The sequence below is a fragment of the Colwellia sp. 75C3 genome, from assembly GCF_002836255.1.
Lineage (GTDB): Bacteria > Pseudomonadota > Gammaproteobacteria > Enterobacterales > Alteromonadaceae > Colwellia.
On record NZ_PJAU01000035.1, the window covers coordinates 23729 to 43329 of the forward strand.

Here is a 19601-nt window from a genome sequence, read left to right on the forward strand (position 1 = left end):
TAAAATAAAGCAGTAATCAGCTACTCCCTCAACAAGCGGCAAGTCTGCTTGAATCAAGTGCCGTAATGAAAGGCAATATTCACGTATGTTCATCAGGGATGATGAACAAAGCGATGTCGGCACATGGATGTGCCATCAGCGCAGTTACGTCGAAAATATTACATTGAATGTAGGGTTACACTTGATTAGCAGCTCCGAGGGAGTCCAGAGGGATGCCGGAGGCAGTATCCCTTTGGGTGTCGTCGCCACCGCGACAATCATTATTAATTTGACTATTAGCCAACAAAACCTTTAAAAATAGATATTTAACTCCATATATTTATTAACTTTATAGTTTGGTCAATACGGAAAGTACGATGACAAATTCCCATACGCTTAAGTACCCTGTTGAAATTAAAATTGAAGCTAGTGATGGGTATTCAGTTCAATCTCTCGACTACCCTGTTTGTAAGTCAACCTGCGAAACTCTTATAGATGCAACTAATTCGGTTAGGGATCAACTGGAAGAAATAACATGGGAAGAAAGTACTAAAAATAGACTTGTCTATCCATCAAGTTTAACAAAAACGAGACTGACAAGTGACAACTCTTTGTTGAGTGAAATAGAGATAGTTAAAAGGTATAACTCCGTACCCAAAGTATTATATTACTATCTAGAATTTTCAGAAATAGCGATAAAAATGCTTACTGACCCATATATTTGGTTTTCAAATCCCAAATCGTTCAATGATCCTTTTGAGCTACCAGACGTCTTTGAGTCATCGTGGAATGTTGACGAGGAGTGGACAGATTTTAAATTTGCTTATGAATACCATAAAGATAAACTAGAAATTCTAAAAGGATTTAAAAACATCAATGAAGCATATTTAACATTAAAATATCATAAACCTGATATTTTAAGAAAAGTATTGGAACTGAAAGTTTCAGCTTTTAACGAAACGTTAAATAAAACAGGTGTGGCATGCTTTTCTCGGTATTATGATAACATTCTCATGTGGTCGCACTATTCAAAGAAACATACAGGTATAGTGATCGGATATGATTATAATCAATTCAAAGAAGACCATGGTAACTTGCCCGGCTCAGATGTCGATTACAGACATCATCCTAAGAAATTAAGAACTGGTCATTATGCTGGAGATATAAAAGATTTCATAAGAACGGAATACACATCTAGAAAGTTATTTAATAAACATCCTTCATGGTCTTATGAACAAGAATTTCGGCTAATAAATGCCAAAGGAGATGGAAAGTACCCAATCAAAAAAGATTATATTTCAGAGCTTTATTTTGGTTGTAATATTGATAAGGATATTCAAGAGGCACTTTTAGCTATAACGAATAAATTGAATATTAGAATTTATAACATGGAAAAGTATGACAGTAGTGATTTAAAAAGAAAAGAATACAAAAAACCCGCTAGATAGCGGGTTTTTATTAAGAAATACAAGCTATAAGCGTTAGCCTACCAACCTGTTTTATCTTTAAGTGCAGAGCCAATTTCAGCTAAAGAACGAACAGTTTTAACACCAGCCGCTTCTAATGCTTTAAATTTCTCTTCAGCAGTACCTTTACCACCGGCAATAATCGCGCCAGCGTGACCCATACGCTTACCTTCTGGTGCAGTAACACCAGCAATGTAAGATACTACAGGTTTAGTAACGTGTGCTTTGATATATTCCGCAGCTTCTTCTTCAGCAGTTCCGCCAATTTCACCAATCATTACGATTGCTTCAGTTTGTGGATCGTTTTGGAACATTTCCAATACGTCGATGAAGTTAGTACCCGGGATAGGGTCGCCACCAATACCTACACAAGTAGATTGGCCAAAACCAAAATCAGTAGTTTGCTTAACGGCTTCGTACGTTAACGTACCAGAACGTGAAACAATACCAACTTTACCTGGTAAATGGATGTGACCAGGCATGATACCAATCTTAGTTTCGCCTGGAGTAATAACGCCAGGACAGTTAGGACCGATCATACGAACGCCAGATTGGTTAAGCTTAGCTTTAACGTCAACCATATCTAAAGTTGGAATACCTTCAGTAATAGTAACGATAAGCTCGATGCCAGCATCGATAGCTTCTAAAATAGCATCTTTACAGAACGGAGCTGGAACGTAGATAACTGTTGCTGTTGCGCCAGTTGCTTCTACTGCTTCACGTACTGTGTTGAATACTGGTAAACCAAGGTGCGTTTGACCGCCTTTACCTGGGCTTACGCCACCAACCATTTGTGTACCGTAATCAATAGCTTGTTCTGAATGGAAAGTACCTTGACCACCAGTGAAACCTTGACAGATAACTTTAGTATCTTTATTAATTAATACAGACATTATTTGCCCTCCGCAGCGGCAACAACTTTTTCTGCTGCATCAGTTAGTGATTCAGCAGCAATGATGTCTAAGCCAGAGTTCTTAAGAACTTCACGACCTAGTTCAGCATTAGTACCTTCTAAACGTACAACTACTGGTACTTTAACGCCTACTTCTTTAACCGCGCCAATAATACCTTCAGCAATCATGTCACAACGAACAATGCCACCAAAGATGTTAACTAAAACAGCTTTAACGTTATCGTCAGAAAGGATGATTTTGAATGCTTCAGAAACACGTTCTTTGTTTGCACCGCCGCCAACATCTAGGAAGTTAGCTGGCTTGCCGCCGTGTAAATTAACGATATCCATAGTACCCATTGCTAGGCCTGCACCGTTAACCATACAACCTACAGTACCATCAAGAGCAACATAGTTAAGCTCCCATTGTGCTGCATGTGCTTCACGTTCATCTTCTTGAGATGGATCGTGGAAAGCACGCATTTTAGGTTGACGGTAGATAGCATTACCATCGATACCAATTTTGCCGTCTAAACAATGAAGGTTGCCTTCGTCAGTAATAACTAACGGGTTGATTTCAAGTAATGCGAAATCACAATCTTCAAACATTTTAGCAAGACCCATAAAGATCTTAACAAATTGCTTCATTTGCGTAGGGTTTAAACCAAGTTTAAAACCTAATTCACGTGCTTGGTAAGGTTGAGCGCCAACTAGTGGATCAATCTCAGCTTGGTGAATTAATTCTGGAGTCTCTTCTGCGATCTTTTCAATGTCAACACCGCCTTCGGTAGATGCCATGAAAACAACTTTTTGAGAAGCACGATCAACAACAGCGCCAAGATATAACTCGTTAGCGATGTCAGTACAGCTTTCAACTAAAATTTTAGCTACTGGCTGACCTTTTTCATCTGTTTGATAAGTAACTAAGTTCTTACCTAACCAATGTTGAGCGAAATCTTTGATTTCTTGCTTAGACTTAACTAGCTTAACACCGCCAGCCTTACCACGTCCGCCTGCGTGTACTTGAGTTTTAACAACCCACATATCGCCGCCAATTTTATCAGCCGCTTCGGCAGCTTCTTGAGGAGTATCGCAAGCGAAACCTTCAGAAACTGGTAAACCGTATTCAGCGAACAATTGTTTCGCTTGGTATTCATGCAAATTCATGGTGTTTTATCCATTTATCTGTAAATAATGACAGTCGATTGTATTTCTAAGAAATACACAAAGCCTGCCTGTGAAAAGTATCTCGATTATAGTACAAAAGCTCTAGTGACGGTAGTCATAAGAGCTAATACTATAGTCGAGTACTAAATTTTTATACCTTGTGTTTTTTCTATCGATTTACTTACATTTAAGCTTGAAAATCAAACTTAAATATCAAGCTTATATGTCAAGTAAAAGACGAGTTGGATCTTCTAACAATTCTTTGATTGTTACTAAGAAACCTACTGACTCTTTACCATCGATTAAACGATGATCGTAAGATAATGCTAAATACATCATAGGTAAGATTTCTACTTTACCGTCAACTGCCATAGGGCGGTCTTGTATTTTATGCATACCTAAAATCGCTGCTTGAGGTAAGTTAAGAATAGGCGTTGATAATAACGAACCGAATACACCACCGTTAGTGATAGTGAAGTTACCGCCAGTCATATCAGCCATTGAAAGCTTACCGTCACGACCTTTAATCGCTAACTCACGGATGCCATTTTCAATGCCAGCCATACTTAATTGGTCTGAATCACGTAATACCGGAGTAACTAAACCACGCGGTGTAGATACAGCGATAGAGATATCAAAGAAGTTATGGTAAACAATGTCATCACCGTCAATAGAAGCGTTAACACCAGGGAAACGTTTTAATGCTTCAGTAACCGCTTTCACGTAGAAAGACATAAAACCTAGACGTGTGTCATGAGTTTTTTCGAACAAGTCTTTATATTGCTTACGAAGTTCCATAATTGGCTTCATGTTAACTTCGTTAAACGTAGTTAGCATGGCCGTAGAGTTTTTCGCTTCTAATAAACGTGTTGCAATCGTTTTACGTAAACGTGTCATTGGCACACGTTTTTGAGTACGTTCGCCTAACTCTTGTGCAGGTGCAGCGACAGGCGCTGCAGCTTTTGGTGCAGCAGCAGGTTTGTTAGCAGCAGCTTCAACGTCTTCTTTTGAAATACGACCGCCTTTACCAGTACCAACAACATTAGCAGCCGTTAAGCCTTTTTCTGTCATTAAACGACGTACTGAAGGGCTAGCAATTTCATCAGAGCTTACTGCATCTTCAACAGGTGCTGCTGTTGCAGTCGCTGTTGCGCCTGCATTAAGTTCACCAATTTTTTGAGCGCCTAAAACAGTATCGCCTTCAACATGGATAATTTTACCAATTACGCCATTATCTTGAGCAACAACTTCTAGTACTACTTTATCAGTTTCAATATCAACTAAGTTTTGATCAACTGATACGGTATCACCTTCAGCTACATGCCATGTAGCAACGGTTGCATCAGCAACTGATTCAGGTAATACAGGGACTACGATGTCGATTACTTTAACAGATGCAGTTGCCGCTGCTGGAGCGCTTGCTGCTGCAACAGGTGCAGGAGCTGCTTCGCTGCCTTCTGAAAAGGTACCAATTACTTGATCGCCTAATACAGTAGCACCATCAGCTTGGCTAATATCGGTCATAACACCATCGCAAGTTGCTGGAACTTCTAATACTACTTTGTCAGTTTCAATATCAACAAGTACTTGGTCACGTGTAAATTTTTCGCCAACTTGTACATGCCAAGTTGCCACTGTTGCATCAGCAACTGATTCTGGTAATACCGGAACTTTGATTTCGGTTGTCATTTTTTATTCCTTACAAACTTTTTTTGCGCTTACTTTTAGTAAAGTAAGCGCACCAAAGAGTTAATCTAATGTTAATGCTTGAGTGACAAGCGCTTGCTGTTCTTTAACATGAAGTGACATATAACCAACAGCTGGTGCTGCTGAAGCCTTACGGCCGGCATAAGTCAAATAAGTCCCTTCAGGAATTGCAGCTCTAAAGTGATGCTGCGAACAATACCAAGCACCTTGGTTTTGCGGCTCTTCCTGACACCAAACAAATTGCTTAACATGTTGGTATTCTTTTAATACTGCTTGAAGCTCTTTTTCAGGGAATGGATAAAGTTGCTCAATACGAACAATAGCAACATTATCAAGTTCATTCTTACGACGTTGATCAAGTAGTTCGTAATAAACCTTACCACTACAAAATACAACGCGCTCAACCGCTTTTGCATCAAGCTCATCAACTTCACCAATAACACTGTGGAATACACCCGTCGACATTTCTTCTAATGAAGAAACGGCTAATGGATGACGTAACAATGATTTAGGTGACATAACGACAAGAGGACGACGCATAGGACGAACAACCTGACGGCGCAGCATGTTAAATACTTGCGCTGGTGTTGATGGCACACATACTTGCATATTGTGATCAGCACAAAGTTGTAAGAAGCGTTCTAAACGAGCTGATGAATGTTCTGGACCCTGACCTTCGTAGCCATGTGGTAACAACATAGTTAAACCACATAAGCGGCCCCACTTTTGCTCACCTGAACTAATGAATTGATCAAAGACTACTTGTGCACAGTTAGCAAAATCGCCAAATTGCGCTTCCCAAATAGTTAAACCTGCAGGCTCAGCCGTTGTATAGCCATATTCAAAAGCTAATACAGAAACTTCAGATAACACTGAATCATGTACATCAAATGGGCCTTGGCCTTCTCTGATATTTTGCAGTGGTAAATAAGTACTACCATCTTCTTGGTTATGCAATACGGCATGACGATGGAAGAATGTACCACGACCAGAATCTTGACCGGTAATACGAACACGATCACCACGATCAACAATAGATGCATAGGCTAAGTTTTCAGCCATACCCCAATCAAGCAATTTCTCGCCTGTTGCCATTTTCATGCGATCATCGTAAATCTTTTTAACACGAGAATGCACTGGATGACTTTCTGGGTATGTTGACAACTTAAGCGCTAATTCTTTTAGCTTCTCAAGAGAGATTTCTTTGTCGTAGTCGTCATCCCACTCATGGCCTAAGTATGGTGTCCAATCAACTGAATGCTCAGTCATTGGGCGCCATTGCTCAACCGTACATTGACCTTCATCAAGTAATTTACGGTAATAGGCTGTTAACTCGTCAATTTTGACGGTAGTTAAACTACCTTCAGCCGCTAATTTATCAGCGTACAATTGACGTGGTGTCGGATGCTTTTTAACAATTTTGTACATAAGTGGCTGCGTAGCACTTGGCTCATCAGCTTCGTTATGTCCATGACGTCGATAACAAACTAAATCGATAACAACATCACGTTTAAATTCATTACGGTAATCAAGTGCTATTTGTGTTGCTAGTATAACCGCTTCAGGATCATCACCATTAACATGGATGATTGGTGCCTGAACCATTTTAGCAATTTCTGTACAGTATTCGCCTGAGCGAGTATCTTCAGCAACTGATGTGGTAAAACCAACTTGGTTATTCACTACAATACGTACCGTGCCACCTACTTTAAAGGCGCGCGCCTGGGACATATTGAAAGTTTCTTGTACAACACCTTGACCTGCAATAGCAGAATCACCATGAATGGTAATAGGTAGTACTAAATCACCTTGATTACAGTCGCGTCTATCAAGACGAGCACGTACTGAACCAATAACAACCGGGTTAACGATTTCTAGATGTGACGGATTAAATGCCAGTGCTAGATGAACATTACCACCTGGAGTGACGAAGTCTGAAGAATAACCTTGGTGGTATTTAACATCACCTGAGCTAAGTATCTCATCATGCTTACCGGCAAATTCATCAAATAATTTCGATGGATTTTTACCCATAACGTTGACAAGTACATTTAGACGACCACGATGAGCCATGCCCATAACCACTTCTTTAGTACCAGCAGTACCAGCACGAGTGATTAATTCTTTAAGCATAGGGACAAGTGAATCACCGCCTTCTAAAGAGAAGCGTTTAGCGCCAGGGAACTTAGCACCCAAATATTTTTCTAAACCATCAGCAGCGATTAAGCCTTTAAGTAGTTCAGTTTTTTGGTCAACAGATAATGCAGCTTTAGACTGAACCGACTCAAGACGTTGTTGAATCCAACGTTTTTCGACAGTTGAGGTCATGTGCATATATTCTGCACCAATAGAACCACAATAAGTATTTTTTAATGCTTTATACAAGTCACCTAATTTCATGGTGTCTTGACCGATGGCAAAAGAGCCAACGTTATATTCTTTATCGAAGTCGTTTTCAGATAAGTCGTGATGTGAAAGTTGCAAGTCACGTACTTTATCACGCTGCCATAAACCTAATGGATCTAAATTAGAGTTTTGATGACCGCGGAATCTAAACGCGTTAATAAGCTGTAAGACTTTGACTTGCTTAGCATCACTACCACTAGAAACAATCACTTGTTTATTGGCTTGTTTTGCTAACGTTCTAAATTCATCACGGATGGCAGAGTGGCGGTATTCAACCTCACTACCTTCGACTTTCGGGAGTTGACTAAAGAGTTCCTGCCATTCTGCAGATACAGAGGCGGAGTTATCTAAGTATGATTCGTACAATTCTTCTATATAAACGATGTTGCCACCGTTTAAGTGGGAAGACTCTAGCCAAGCCTTCATTACACCTTCTGGCATTGCCTTGTTCCTTTGCTTGTGTGTAGCAAAAAAAATAACGTAATAACTATTTCTTTGCGATTTGTTAAGCTGTTTGCTTAAAGTATATATTTATAGAATAAAATCAATACTTTTGCATTAAGATAAACAAACTACTGATAAAAAATTATTACAATGTTTAAAATTAATATAAAAATACAGAGTATTAAATAAAGTAAGCTATTTGTAATAAGAAGCGCTTAAAGCACTTCTTTAGCTTTTTTAAAGATAATACCCTGCTTATTCTGTCATAAAAAACAATGAAGTAAACTTAGACTAAAGCCGTACTTAACGACACTTTAGCTAAGTTTATTATTAATTAAACCGCGCGGTTTAATAACATTGATTTAATATGACCAATGGCTTTGGTTGGGTTTAGTCCTTTTGGACAAACATCAACACAGTTCATGATACCGTGACAGCGGAATACACTGTACGCATCTTGTAAACCATCTAAACGTTCTTCTGTAGCAGTATCACGGCTATCGATTAAGAAACGATATGCATGTAATAAACCTGCTGGGCCGATGAACTTATCAGGATTCCACCAAAAAGATGGACATGATGTTGAACAACAAGCACATAAAATACATTCGTAAAGACCGTCTAACTTATCACGCTCTTCAATTGTCTGTATATTTTCACGTGCTGCTGGTTGTGCATCATTGATAAGGTATGGCTTAATTTTTTCATATTGCTGATAAAATTGAGTCATATCAATAATTAAATCACGTACTACAGGTAAACCTGGTAGTGGACGTAAAATGATTTTTTTGGCTTTCAATTCTGATAATGGCGTAATACACGCTAAACCATTTTTACCATTCATGTTCAAACCATCAGAGCCACAAACGCCTTCACGACATGAGCGACGGAAAGATAAGCTTGAATCTTTTTCTTTTAATAATATTAATGCATCAAGTACCATTAAGTCAGAGCCTTCAGGCACATCTAACTCATAGTCTTTCATGTATGGCGCATTATCAACGTCAGGGTTATAACGGTAAATCGAAAATAACTGTTTCATTACAATGCTCCTTAATATACACGTGCTTTCGGAGGGAAAGCTTCGCGGTGAACAGGTTTCATATTAACATCACGCTTAGACATTTCTTCAGTCTCAGGTGTGTAAACAGAGTGACATAACCAATTTACATCATCACGTTCAGTAAAATCTTGACGCGCATGCGCACCACGAGATTCTGTACGGAAGTTGGCTGCTTTAGCTGAACAGAAAGCTGTTTCCATTAAGTTATCTAATTCTAAACACTCAATACGTTGCGTGTTAAATTCTGATGACTTGTCATCTAAAGTAGCATTTGCTAAACGTTCACGTATTTCAGTTAGCTCTTTCATGCCTTGCGCCATGGCTTCGCCTTCACGGAATACAGAGAAGTTCATTTGCATACACATCTGTAAATCTTTACGGATTTGTACAGGGTCTTCACCTTTAGTAGATGATTCCCAACGATTAGTACGTGCAAGTGATGCTTCTAAATCAGATTCTGAAGCTTCTTGAGCAGTTTGCGTATCGTTTAGGTAAGTCCCTAAGAAATTACCTGCAGCACGGCCAAATACCACTAAATCTAGTAGTGAATTACCACCTAAGCGGTTTGCACCATGAACAGATACACAAGCGATTTCGCCAACAGCAAATAAACCTTCAACAATAGTTTCTTTACCATCAGTTCCAATGTTAAGCGCTTGACCATTAACGTTACAAGGTACACCACCCATTTGGTAATGACATGTAGGTATAACTGGAATAGGCTCTTCCGCTGGATCAACGTGTGCAAATGTTTTCGACAAGTCACAAACACCCGGTAAACGTTTGTATAACGTTTCACGACCTAAGTGATCAAGTTTTAACTTAATATGAGGACCGTATTGAGGGTGGTCACAACCACGCCCTTCACGAATCTCTGTCATCATTGAACGAGCAACAACATCACGACCCGCTAAATCTTTAGCATTTGGAGCATAACGCTCCATGAAGCGTTCGCCGTCTTTGTTAAGAAGGTAACCACCTTCTCCACGACAACCTTCAGTAACAAGTACACCAGCGCCAGCTATACCGGTCGGGTGGAATTGCCACATTTCCATATCTTGCATTTGTATGCCTGCACGAAGAGACATACCAACACCATCACCAGTATTGATGTGAGCATTAGTTGTAGAAGCAAAGATACGACCCGCGCCACCAGTAGCTAGTACAGTAGCACGTGCTTTAAAGTAAACGATTTCGCCAGTTTCAATGCAAATAGCGGTTGTACCGACTACAGCACCATCACTATTTTTTACTAAATCTAAAGCATACCATTCAGAAAAAACATTCGTTTTGTTCTTAACGTTTTGCTGATATAAACAATGAAGTAGCGCATGGCCTGTACGGTCAGCAGCAGCTGCAGTACGTGCAGCTTGTTCGCCACCAAAGTTTTTAGATTGACCACCGAAAGGACGTTGGTAAATTTTACCTTCTTCGGTACGAGAGAATGGTAAACCCATTTTCTCTAATTCAATAATAGACTCAGGGCCTGTTTTACACATGTATTCGATTGCGTCTTGGTCACCGATATAATCGCTGCCTTTAACGGTATCGTACATATGCTGTTCCCAATGATCTTCATGGGCATTACCTAAAGCTACGGTAATACCACCTTGAGCAGATACTGTATGAGAACGCGTTGGAAATACTTTAGAAATCAAGGCACAAGATTTGCCTGATTCTGAAATTGCTAATGCAGCGCGCATACCTGCACCGCCTGCGCCAATAACTATGGCGTCAAATTCACGAATTGGAACGCTCACTTATACACCCCACACGGTTAAAGAGCCAAATACTAAGTAGGCTAATAAAGTAACAGAAAAGAAAAATTGTAATGCACCACGTAAAAACGCAGGTTTTACGTAATCAGACAGTACTTGCCACACACCAATTTTGGCATGAACGAGTAATGCTAACAACGCCATTACTGTTGCTACTTTAACACTCATACAGGCAAAGAAACCCTGCCATACATCATATGTAACACTAGGTGTTACTACGAAGAAACCTGCTAGGAGTAAAGTGTATAGCACAAGAATAATTGCACTAGCTCTCAAAAGAATAAAATCATGCACGCCATTTCGGCCTGCTGATGCGACGACGTTTACCATAACCAAACTCCTATAACTACTGATACTGCTAACCAAATAATCATGATTACTTTGGCAGTGACATTACCTGAAGCTAGTTCTTCAAAATGACCTAAATCCATTAACAAGTGACGAACACCCGCTAAAACATGGAAAGTAAGGGCAGAAAGACAGCCAAACATAATGAACTTAAAGAAGATGCCATCAAGGTAACCTTGAATTTGCGCAAATCCTTCAGCAGAAGAAAGAGAGGTTGAAAGGGTAAACAATAAAATACCAATAGCAAAAACCATAATAACACCAGATACGCGGTGTAAAATGGAAGCATTAGCAGCGGGATGCATCTTTATTGTAGTTAAATCTAGGTTTACAGGACGTTGTTTTTTCACAATTGTTGCCTAAAGAGCTCGAAAGCCTTCAACTTTTATTATTGTTACTCATGAACTACCTTTACTTATCTCGACTTTAAACTTAATTGAAACATAAAAATCAATATAAAAAGAGCAGCTCCCGAAAGTGAACGGTAACTTTTAACAATTTCTTAATTAAGTGTACCAATTCGCACACAAGTCTAACCAACTTCATAAAGCGATTCTAGTTAGATTTTGTAATAAGGTTCAAAAGCGAGATTAAATCTTATAACAGTCAGAAAAAGCTACAGAACGCAGTGATTATATAATCGTTAACATGGAATTACAATTTTACCGAGCGCTAAATTATCTATGATTACTTTTTAAACAGTTATTTGCGTTGTATTAAACTTTAGTATAATTACTCTTACATTTTAAATTCATTTCGGGGTAGAATGTCGCCAGTTTAAAAAACCCAAGAAAAATCACAAAAACTGACTATTTATTCACTAGGCTTAGTACGAGTATTGAGCAACTTAGTAGAATGTCAGTAAATGTATATTAATTATAATTTGATAGGGGAAAAAACATTATGGCTGAATCAAAAGCCTCTCTGAGTATTGATGGCAAAGAAATTGGCGTATTTCCAGTTTTAAAAGGTACCGCTGGTACTGACGTAATTGATATTAGAACTTTAGGTAGCCTTGGCTACTTCACCCATGATCCAGGCTTTTTAGCCACGTCTTCTTGTGAATCATCAATCACCTTCATTGATGGTGGCAAAGGTATTCTTCAACACCGTGGTTATGCAATTGATAGCCTCGCTAAACAAGCTGATTACCTTGAAGTTTGTTACATTTTATTAAATGGTGATGCACCAACAAAATCACAGTATGAAGAATTCAAATCTGTTATTACTAATCATACGATGGTACATGAGAAATTAGTTCATTTTTTCCATGGCTTCTTACCTGATGCGCATCCTATGGCTATGCTTTGTGGTGTTGTTGGCGCGATGTCATCTTTCTACCACAGTGACCTAGATATAACTGATCCTGAACAACGTAAGCGTAGTGCACATAGGTTGATTGCTAAAATGCCAACTATTGCTGCTATGGCTTATAAATACAGTGTTGGTCAACCTTTTGTGTACCCACGCAATGAGCTATCTTACGCTGAAAACTTCCTTCACATGATGTTCTCTGTTCCTGCTGAAGAATATATCGTAAGCCCTACTGTTGCTAATGCAATGGATAGAATCTTTACTTTACATGCAGATCATGAGCAAAATGCTTCTACGTCTACGGTACGTTTAGCTGGTTCTTCTGGTGCTAACCCGTATGCTTGTATAGCAGCTGGTGTTGCATCTTTATGGGGCCCAGCACATGGCGGCGCTAACGAAGCTTGTTTAACAATGCTTGAAGAGATTGGTGATGTATCTCGTGTTGATGAATACGTATTAAAAGCGAAAGACAAAGATGACTCTTTCCGTTTAATGGGTTTTGGTCATCGTGTTTATAAAAACTTTGATCCTCGCGCGACTGTAATGCGTGAAACATGTCATGAAGTATTAAATGAACTTGGCATAAGCGACCCATTATTGGACGTTGCTATGGCGCTTGAAAAAGTTGCTTTAGAAGATTCTTACTTCATTGAAAGAAAACTTTACCCGAACGTAGATTTCTACTCAGGTATCATTCTGAAAGCCATTGGTATTCCATCAAGCATGTTCACCGTGATTTTCGCGATGTCTAGAACTGTTGGTTGGATTGCTCATTGGGATGAGATGTTATCTCAACCAGGTCAAAAAATCGGACGTCCTCGCCAGAAATATACCGGTGAAATTGATCGTGAATTTGTTCCTTTGAACGAAAGATAATGACTTAGTTACCTAATATAAAGTTAAAAAGGCAGCATTAGCTGCCTTTTTTGTGTCTGTTATAAGGGAAAACACCTACCACGTCATAACCTGAGTCTATACTTAGCATTCGCAAAAGAAATATAGATGTAGGGTAATTGATAGATAAAAATACACTTTTTCAGCCATAAAGTACTATTTGGATTCCACTCACTGGACCTAACCGTTATAATAGCGACCTTAAATGTTACCTTTTACACAAAAACTCAATACTTGATTATGTCTGAATATTCCTTACGATTTGGCGGCATTAGCCGTTTATACGGCGCTCATGGCGCTAACATTCTGCAACAGTCCCATTTTTGTATCATTGGTATTGGCGGCGTAGGCTCTTGGGCGGCTGAAGCTATAGCCCGTAATGGTATCGGACAAATCACATTAATTGATTTGGATGATGTCTGTACCACCAATATTAATCGTCAAATCCACGCGCTTACCGACACCGTTGGCCAAAGTAAAGTTGATGTAATGGCTGAGCGCATCAAACAAATCAATCCTGAGTGCAAAATAAATATAATTGAAGACTTTGTTACTGTGGAAAATCTATCGAGTTTAATTACTAAAGATTTTGATTATGTCATTGATGCCATAGACTCTGTCGACATCAAAACACGCCTCATTGCTTTTTGTCGGGGAAGTAAATTACCCATTATAACTATTGGTGGTGCTGGCGGTCAGGTTGATCCAAGTAAAATTGAAATCACTGACTTGAGCAAGACTTATCAAGACCCCTTACTTGCTAAAGTAAAAAACCAACTACGCAGAGAATTCAACTTCCCGCGTGCTGATCTAAAAACAGCAGGTAAACGTAAATTCTCAATTGATGCCGTTTATTCAACAGAGCAATTACGCTACCCTGTTGATGGAAAAGAGGGGGAGGTTTGCTTAGCAAAACCAGATACGAGTTCAGGCGATAAAGGTGCTACCCGTTTAGATTGTCATACTGGTTTTGGTGCAACAACCCATGTTACCGCTACTTTTGCATTTTTTGCCGTCGGTAGGGCCATTGATAAGCTACTCAAAAAGAATCGCATACAATATACAAAGTAGCATAACTATTCATTGAAATTGTTATGATCTCTCTGCTTTACCCGTTTTTTTAGCACTTAAATGAGTAAAGCATTAAAATTTTAATGATAATCAATTTACCGTCACAAGACTGTTGATTGTGTAAAAGTTGGCTATCGAGATTGTAACAAGCGATATTAGATGAAATTTAGACCCTTTTAAAAATAAAGCAGTGCATTTTATTAGTTTTCTCGTGATAATAATTGAATTTTCGCCACAATAGCCAATAATCCATTGCCACGCGAAGGACTTAAATGTTGCATTAAGCCTAAATCACTAAAATAATTATTAATATTAAATTCAATAATCTGCTGAGCTGTTTTATTATTGAAGGCAGCAAGTACAATCACCAGTAAACCTCGAATTATTTTAGCATCACTATCTGCGCTAAACGTATATAAACCTTCTTTATTGTATTCAGCTTTAAGCCAAGCAAGACTTTCACATCCCGATATCAGCGTATTTTCATTACGTAATGCTTTATCTAAACGTGGGAGTGTCTTACCTAGCAACATAATTTCTCTATGTCGGCTATCCCAGCCTTTCGTATTAGAAAATAATGAAATGATATCATCCATCTCATTTACAGATGGGTCTGTTTCTCTAACCTCCCCTGCTTGCTTACTGACTTGTTCATTTATTGTCTCAAAAGCTGCATCGTGTAAAATATTTTTCAGACTTTCGATAAAGTAATCAATTTCTGCAATGGTATTATAAGCAGCCAAGGATACCCTTAAGCAACCATCAATATTCAAATACGCCATTAGTGGCATAGCACAATGATGACCAGAGCGAATAGCGATACCATAAGTATCAAGGGACGTGGCTATATCTTGATTATGATGCCCTGTTAAGGTAAACGCGATCACACCAATATCAGGTTTACCATCAACAATAAATTTTACCTGCTCTATTTTAGCTAACGCGTGGAAGCAATGATCAACAAGTTTTTGCTCGTATAGGTTGTAGCTGTTAGTATCATCAGCTAAAAAGGGTGCTAAAAAATCAATAGATTCTGCAAAAGCAATCACACCGGCAACATTAGGTGTTCCTGCTTCAAACTTAAAGGGTAATTCATTGAATGTTGTCGCTTGAGTAAAACTCACTGCTTTAATCATTTCCCCTCCCCCTTGATAAGGCAACATACGTTCAAGGTGCTCTTCTTTTCCATAAAGCACACCAACTCCTGTTGGACCATACATTTTATGTGCTGAAAAAACGTAGAAGTCACACTCAAGTGATTGTACATCGATAGATAAATGAGCGATCGCTTGAGCCCCATCGATCAAACTAATTGCACCAACAGACTTTGCTTTAGCAATAATTTCTTTGATAGGATTAATGCGTCCCAAAACATTGGATATATGAGCGCAAGCGACAAATTTGGTATTATTAGTGATGATATTATCTATTTCATCGATATCAATATAACCACTGTTAGTTAAGGGTAAGACTTTGATTATCGCACCGGTTTGCTCCGCAACAATTTGCCAAGGAACAATGTTTGCGTGATGTTCACTGGCACATAGAACAACTTCGTCTCCCGGTATTAAGGTATTTCTTGCTAAACTCTGGGCGACAATATTAATACTTTCAGTAGCGCCTTTCGTCCAGATAATTTCTTTAACACTGTTTGCCCCTATAAAGTTTTGTACCAAAGTACGTGCATTTTCAAAAGCGAACGTTGCTTTACTACTTAGCTGATGAGAGGCTCTATGAACATTGGCATTCAGGCGTTGGTAATAATGTTGCTGACTATTGATAACTTGCTGTGGTTTTTGAGTGGTAGCTGCATTATCAAAATAAATTAAAGATGATGTTAAACCGTTTTTTTCAATCAATGATTTATCATAGTTTTCTATCAATGGAAATTGTCGACGAAATAGGTGAGGTTCAAAAAGGTTCATAAAAGACTCATGATTAAGGTGAAGCAGCTTAAAAAATTAATAAAAAATACACTTTTATTATAACATATTTTCCCTCTGTAATTTAGGTACTTAGTTAATAACGTGCTTTATAGCTAGGTCTAGTAGTAAAGTTAAGCCTAATTGACATTCGCTAAAATAAGGAAATATGGGCTATAACTAGTAAGTGTCCTTCTCCAATGGTCTCTAATATGACTTTTTTTGCTTATATCTACCAAGTCAAAATTATATTCAAGCAGTATTTTCATCCAAACGAAGCTGTTATACCTACAGATGAAGAAATAAAGTGCGCTGAAGAAGTCAGTGCTAACTTTAACTATAATCTCAAGTTAAAGTGTAAAAAAGCAGCTCAAGAAATACAATATATAAACAGTTTTACCTATTGGCCAATTACTGAAGCTAAATCAAAAACAAAAAAAAATGAAATAATCTACTTGGATATTAGCCGTAAAAAACGGGCAACAATTATATTGAAAAACCACGATAAAAATAAAGTCATTGAGACTGTTGATAAAGGGATCCTAGATCACAAGGTAGTAGTAATAAAAAGGCCCAGCTAATAGTATTTCCTAACGATTATAAACCTCCTCTTATTACTATTGTTTTTTTTAATGGATTATCCTCCCACTGTGCCGCTTTGTTTAACCAGTACTTGGCTTCGACAACCTCACCTTGTTGATACAGCGCTAAAGCAATATTGTAATGAAAGCTCGGCATCAAATAGCCTGATGGATTTTTCTTAATCAAGGTGAGGTATTCCTCAGGGAAGTCCTCAGCAAAATATCTTAGTTGAGTACGGCGACTTAAGGGTTTAAACGCTGAATAACTCGATGAAGCATTATTATCTGAACTAGATTTTTGACAGCTTTCTGAAATATGAATACCTATTTGGTCTTTATATTCTAAAGGTGTGCCTAGACGCCACTTTTTTTTCTTGCTCGTTTGATTATCCATTGATTGCAAAATCGGAGTATTCTCATTAATGCTATTTGCCCATGATACATTCTTCAATAACATCGCTCTTAGTTTGTTCTTATCCCCTTGATAATGATTTTTCAATACCGCGATATTATGTGAGAATGGGCTGGACTGTATGCCTTGGCAATTATCATGATCTTGGGTTAATGGATATTCATCTACAAAGCCTAATAAATGGCTGACTTCATGGCTAAAAACGTCGGCACTATCCTTAACATCAAAATATAATATGCCTAAGTGCACATTTGCCCCACCTTCATTAAGCATTAATCCTATGTGGCGACTATCTACCTCTTCAGCGATATCTTGCCAACGAGTTTCATCACATGTCATTGTCTTTTGTGATTGAGCCTCGCAGTCAAGTTGCTTAATGCTAATATAACGTGGTGTTGATAGACATACATACTGAGCAAGGGGTTGCTGTTTGTTAAAGGTATTAATCAACACTTCAAGATGCTTTAAGTGTTTAAGGTTGGTGGCAAATAATTGTAAGCTTGTGATACAGCTTAGTGGACCCCCAACCGAGTTAGCAAGCTTCACATCAGCGAAATCGTTTCTTATGCTGCTATTTTTAACAATCGCGTATTTATCCATATCCGCTATTAGGCTGAGCGTAGTACTATGCAAGGATCCCTTTAACACATCTGAGTTTGATAACTGCTTGATCAGTGAGGTATCACCTAAATGAATAGCAATCTTAATACGTAAAGCAAGTACTGATTCACCAATACGATTGCTTAACAATAACTCTGATGATTGCCTTAATGTTGATTGGGCTTTTACAATTTCACCTTGTTGAAAATATAGCTGAGCAAGATCGACAACGGCTTGTTGTGAATGCAAACGTATCGCTTGTTCAAACCACATAATAGCATTGCTATTTAACGCATCAAGTTTTTCATTTGTTACTATTCCTTGATACCAATAACCCAACTTTAATGCCGACTCCGATTGGCTTTTAGCTAACTCTCTATTAAGGGTAATCCAATTAATACTGCCTAATACAGCTTTGTTCTCTTCTATTTTTAGCGCCGCGACATAATGATTTTTTAAAGCAAAACTGAATTGCCCATCACTATAATTATTATCGTTTATTTGCTTAGTCAAATAAGCAGGTAAAAAAAATGAGCTTGATGATATAAATATCATCGAGCTCATCATTACTATGAAAAGGTTAACGTTAATAAAGCGCACTTAGACTGACTAAAAGCTCAATTAGGGTTGAGTATTGGTTGCTGTTTTAGTCCGCATTAACTCTAACTCAAGTTTTGCGTATCTGTGCTCAACAAACTCATACACATTGGTGCTTAATGCTAATTTAAAGAAATTGGCTGCGCTACCACGTTGGCCTAACGTTTGATTATATTTACCTAAATAAAAATAAGCTTCACATAAGCGTTCTGTTAGTTCTTTGTTTGATTTCACATTTTTTGTTAAGTTTTTAACAAACTGCCCTTGCGAAATATCACCTAAGTAAAGGTGAATAACTTGCTTAGCCCAAATACGATCATCAACTAGTTCAGCTCGTTGCTTTAGTGAATATTTTGCCGCTAGTGGGTCAATCTCATACTCAGTCAAATAAAGCCACAATAAGCGGTACGGATCGTCTTGTTGCTTATGATGAAAAGCTTGAAAGTCGAGACTAGCCAGCTCAGGGCGAGATCCATAATACAGTGCGATCCCTCTATTTAAATAAGCATATTCATGCTCAGGAGCCAAATCTAAGGCAGAATCGAACTTCTCATAGGCTTGAGAAAACTCTTGCAGTTGCGTGTAATGAATACCTAAAAAATTATAAGCATCAATTAAGTTAGGCTTTAACTGTAAGGCATGGGTAAAATCAAATCTTGCTAACGATCGTAAACCTACACTGTCGTACAAAACACCGCGGTCATAAAATAATTGTGCTCTTTGTTCATCAGTTATTTTCGCTCTATTTATCACTTCAGATAACCGTGCAATGGCTATTTCACTCTTAAAGTTAATTGATAGTGGCTCGGCAATGACCAGGTTATTCATTATTGAAGAAGAAATGTTATTGCTCTGTCCACTGGGGCTTGAGGTACAACCTTGCGTCAGCAAGGTACTACTTAACAGTAACGTTAGGAGAGTAATTTTGATAAGAGAATGCACAAAAAAGCCTTATAAATA

General features: G+C 38.3%; 15 protein-coding genes. 4 read left to right on the forward strand and 11 right to left on the reverse strand.

Translation table 11 applies throughout. The features are described from left to right. The first annotated feature begins 356 nt into the window (after window positions 1–356). A complete protein-coding gene (locus CXF85_RS08105; protein ID WP_101228030.1) occupies window positions 357–1427 on the forward strand; it encodes a DUF2971 domain-containing protein in 1071 nt (356 codons plus the stop codon). A 38-nt stretch (window positions 1428–1465) separates the two neighbouring features. Here the strand turns inward: CXF85_RS08105 and sucD are convergent, their stop codons facing one another. The 8 genes from sucD to sdhC form a co-directional block, all read right to left on the reverse strand. Continuing rightward, on the reverse strand, window positions 1466–2338 hold the full coding sequence (gene sucD / locus CXF85_RS08110) for a succinate--CoA ligase subunit alpha (protein ID WP_101228031.1): 873 nt from the start codon (window positions 2336–2338) through the stop codon (window positions 1466–1468). Beyond that, window positions 2338–3504, reverse strand: coding sequence for an ADP-forming succinate--CoA ligase subunit beta (sucC, locus tag CXF85_RS08115; RefSeq protein WP_101228032.1), 1167 nt, complete (start codon window positions 3502–3504; stop codon window positions 2338–2340). The genes sucD and sucC overlap by 1 nt, the downstream gene beginning before the upstream one ends. Before the next feature lie 219 nt (window positions 3505–3723). Further along, complete coding sequence (odhB, locus tag CXF85_RS08120; protein ID WP_101228033.1) at window positions 3724–5193, reverse strand: 2-oxoglutarate dehydrogenase complex dihydrolipoyllysine-residue succinyltransferase; 1470 nt, start codon at window positions 5191–5193, stop codon at window positions 3724–3726. A gap of 60 nt (window positions 5194–5253) precedes the next feature. Further along, a complete protein-coding gene (gene sucA, locus CXF85_RS08125; RefSeq protein ID WP_101228034.1) occupies window positions 5254–8058 on the reverse strand; it encodes a 2-oxoglutarate dehydrogenase E1 component in 2805 nt (934 codons plus the stop codon). Window positions 8059–8395: 337 nt separating this feature from the next. Continuing rightward, window positions 8396–9103: a succinate dehydrogenase iron-sulfur subunit gene (locus CXF85_RS08130; protein WP_101228035.1), complete on the reverse strand. Its 708-nt coding sequence runs from the start codon at window positions 9101–9103 to the stop codon at window positions 8396–8398. Window positions 9104–9114: 11 nt separating this feature from the next. Continuing rightward, window positions 9115–10884, reverse strand: a complete 1770-nt coding sequence (gene sdhA, locus CXF85_RS08135) for a succinate dehydrogenase flavoprotein subunit (RefSeq protein WP_101228036.1) — start codon at window positions 10882–10884, stop codon at window positions 9115–9117. Continuing rightward, the gene (gene sdhD / locus CXF85_RS08140; RefSeq protein ID WP_101228037.1) at window positions 10885–11232 is read right to left on the reverse strand and encodes a succinate dehydrogenase, hydrophobic membrane anchor protein; all 348 of its coding nucleotides are present in this window, start codon (window positions 11230–11232) and stop codon (window positions 10885–10887) included. Continuing rightward, the gene (gene sdhC, locus CXF85_RS08145; protein WP_101228038.1) at window positions 11226–11600 is read right to left on the reverse strand and encodes a succinate dehydrogenase, cytochrome b556 subunit; all 375 of its coding nucleotides are present in this window, start codon (window positions 11598–11600) and stop codon (window positions 11226–11228) included. The genes sdhD and sdhC overlap by 7 nt, the downstream gene beginning before the upstream one ends. Window positions 11601–12153: 553 nt before the next feature. Here sdhC and CXF85_RS08150 point away from each other — a divergent pair. Further along, window positions 12154–13440, forward strand: a complete 1287-nt coding sequence (locus CXF85_RS08150; protein ID WP_101228039.1) for a citrate synthase — start codon at window positions 12154–12156, stop codon at window positions 13438–13440. A 258-nt stretch (window positions 13441–13698) separates the two neighbouring features. After that, entirely contained in the window at window positions 13699–14529 is an 831-nt protein-coding gene (tcdA, locus tag CXF85_RS08155; RefSeq protein WP_101228040.1) for a tRNA cyclic N6-threonylcarbamoyladenosine(37) synthase TcdA, read from the forward strand. Window positions 14530–14729: 200 nt separating this feature from the next. Here the strand turns inward: tcdA and CXF85_RS08160 are convergent, their stop codons facing one another. Beyond that, window positions 14730–16454, reverse strand: coding sequence for a SufS family cysteine desulfurase (locus CXF85_RS08160; protein ID WP_101228041.1), 1725 nt, complete (start codon window positions 16452–16454; stop codon window positions 14730–14732). A 209-nt stretch (window positions 16455–16663) separates the two neighbouring features. Between CXF85_RS08160 and CXF85_RS08165 the strand changes: the two genes are divergently transcribed. Next, on the forward strand, window positions 16664–17032 hold the full coding sequence (locus CXF85_RS08165) for a hypothetical protein (protein WP_157829045.1): 369 nt from the start codon (window positions 16664–16666) through the stop codon (window positions 17030–17032). A gap of 16 nt (window positions 17033–17048) precedes the next feature. Here CXF85_RS08165 and CXF85_RS08170 read toward each other — a convergent pair whose 3' ends face one another. Both CXF85_RS08170 and nlpI read right to left on the reverse strand, forming a co-directional pair. Next, window positions 17049–18599: a tetratricopeptide repeat protein gene (locus CXF85_RS08170; protein ID WP_232771128.1), complete on the reverse strand. Its 1551-nt coding sequence runs from the start codon at window positions 18597–18599 to the stop codon at window positions 17049–17051. A 66-nt stretch (window positions 18600–18665) separates the two neighbouring features. Beyond that, a complete protein-coding gene (gene nlpI / locus CXF85_RS08175; RefSeq protein WP_101228043.1) occupies window positions 18666–19583 on the reverse strand; it encodes a lipoprotein NlpI in 918 nt (305 codons plus the stop codon). Window positions 19584–19601 lie beyond the last annotated feature (18 nt).

Coding starts and splice junctions, on each gene's coding strand:
- CXF85_RS08170 (WP_232771128.1), bottom strand. CDS start 18,599: ATGATATTTATATCATCAAGCTCATTTTTTTTACCTGCTTATTTGACT.
- CXF85_RS08105 (WP_101228030.1), top strand. CDS start 357: ATGACAAATTCCCATACGCTTAAGTACCCTGTTGAAATTAAAATTGAA.
- tcdA (WP_101228040.1), top strand. CDS start 13,699: ATGTCTGAATATTCCTTACGATTTGGCGGCATTAGCCGTTTATACGGC.
- sucC (WP_101228032.1), bottom strand. CDS start 3,504: ATGAATTTGCATGAATACCAAGCGAAACAATTGTTCGCTGAATACGGT.
- sucA (WP_101228034.1), bottom strand. CDS start 8,058: ATGCCAGAAGGTGTAATGAAGGCTTGGCTAGAGTCTTCCCACTTAAAC.
- CXF85_RS08130 (WP_101228035.1), bottom strand. CDS start 9,103: ATGAAACAGTTATTTTCGATTTACCGTTATAACCCTGACGTTGATAAT.
- CXF85_RS08150 (WP_101228039.1), top strand. CDS start 12,154: ATGGCTGAATCAAAAGCCTCTCTGAGTATTGATGGCAAAGAAATTGGC.
- sucD (WP_101228031.1), bottom strand. CDS start 2,338: ATGTCTGTATTAATTAATAAAGATACTAAAGTTATCTGTCAAGGTTTC.
- odhB (WP_101228033.1), bottom strand. CDS start 5,193: ATGACAACCGAAATCAAAGTTCCGGTATTACCAGAATCAGTTGCTGAT.
- CXF85_RS08165 (WP_157829045.1), top strand. CDS start 16,664: ATGACTTTTTTTGCTTATATCTACCAAGTCAAAATTATATTCAAGCAG.
- sdhD (WP_101228037.1), bottom strand. CDS start 11,232: ATGGTAAACGTCGTCGCATCAGCAGGCCGAAATGGCGTGCATGATTTT.
- CXF85_RS08160 (WP_101228041.1), bottom strand. CDS start 16,454: ATGAACCTTTTTGAACCTCACCTATTTCGTCGACAATTTCCATTGATA.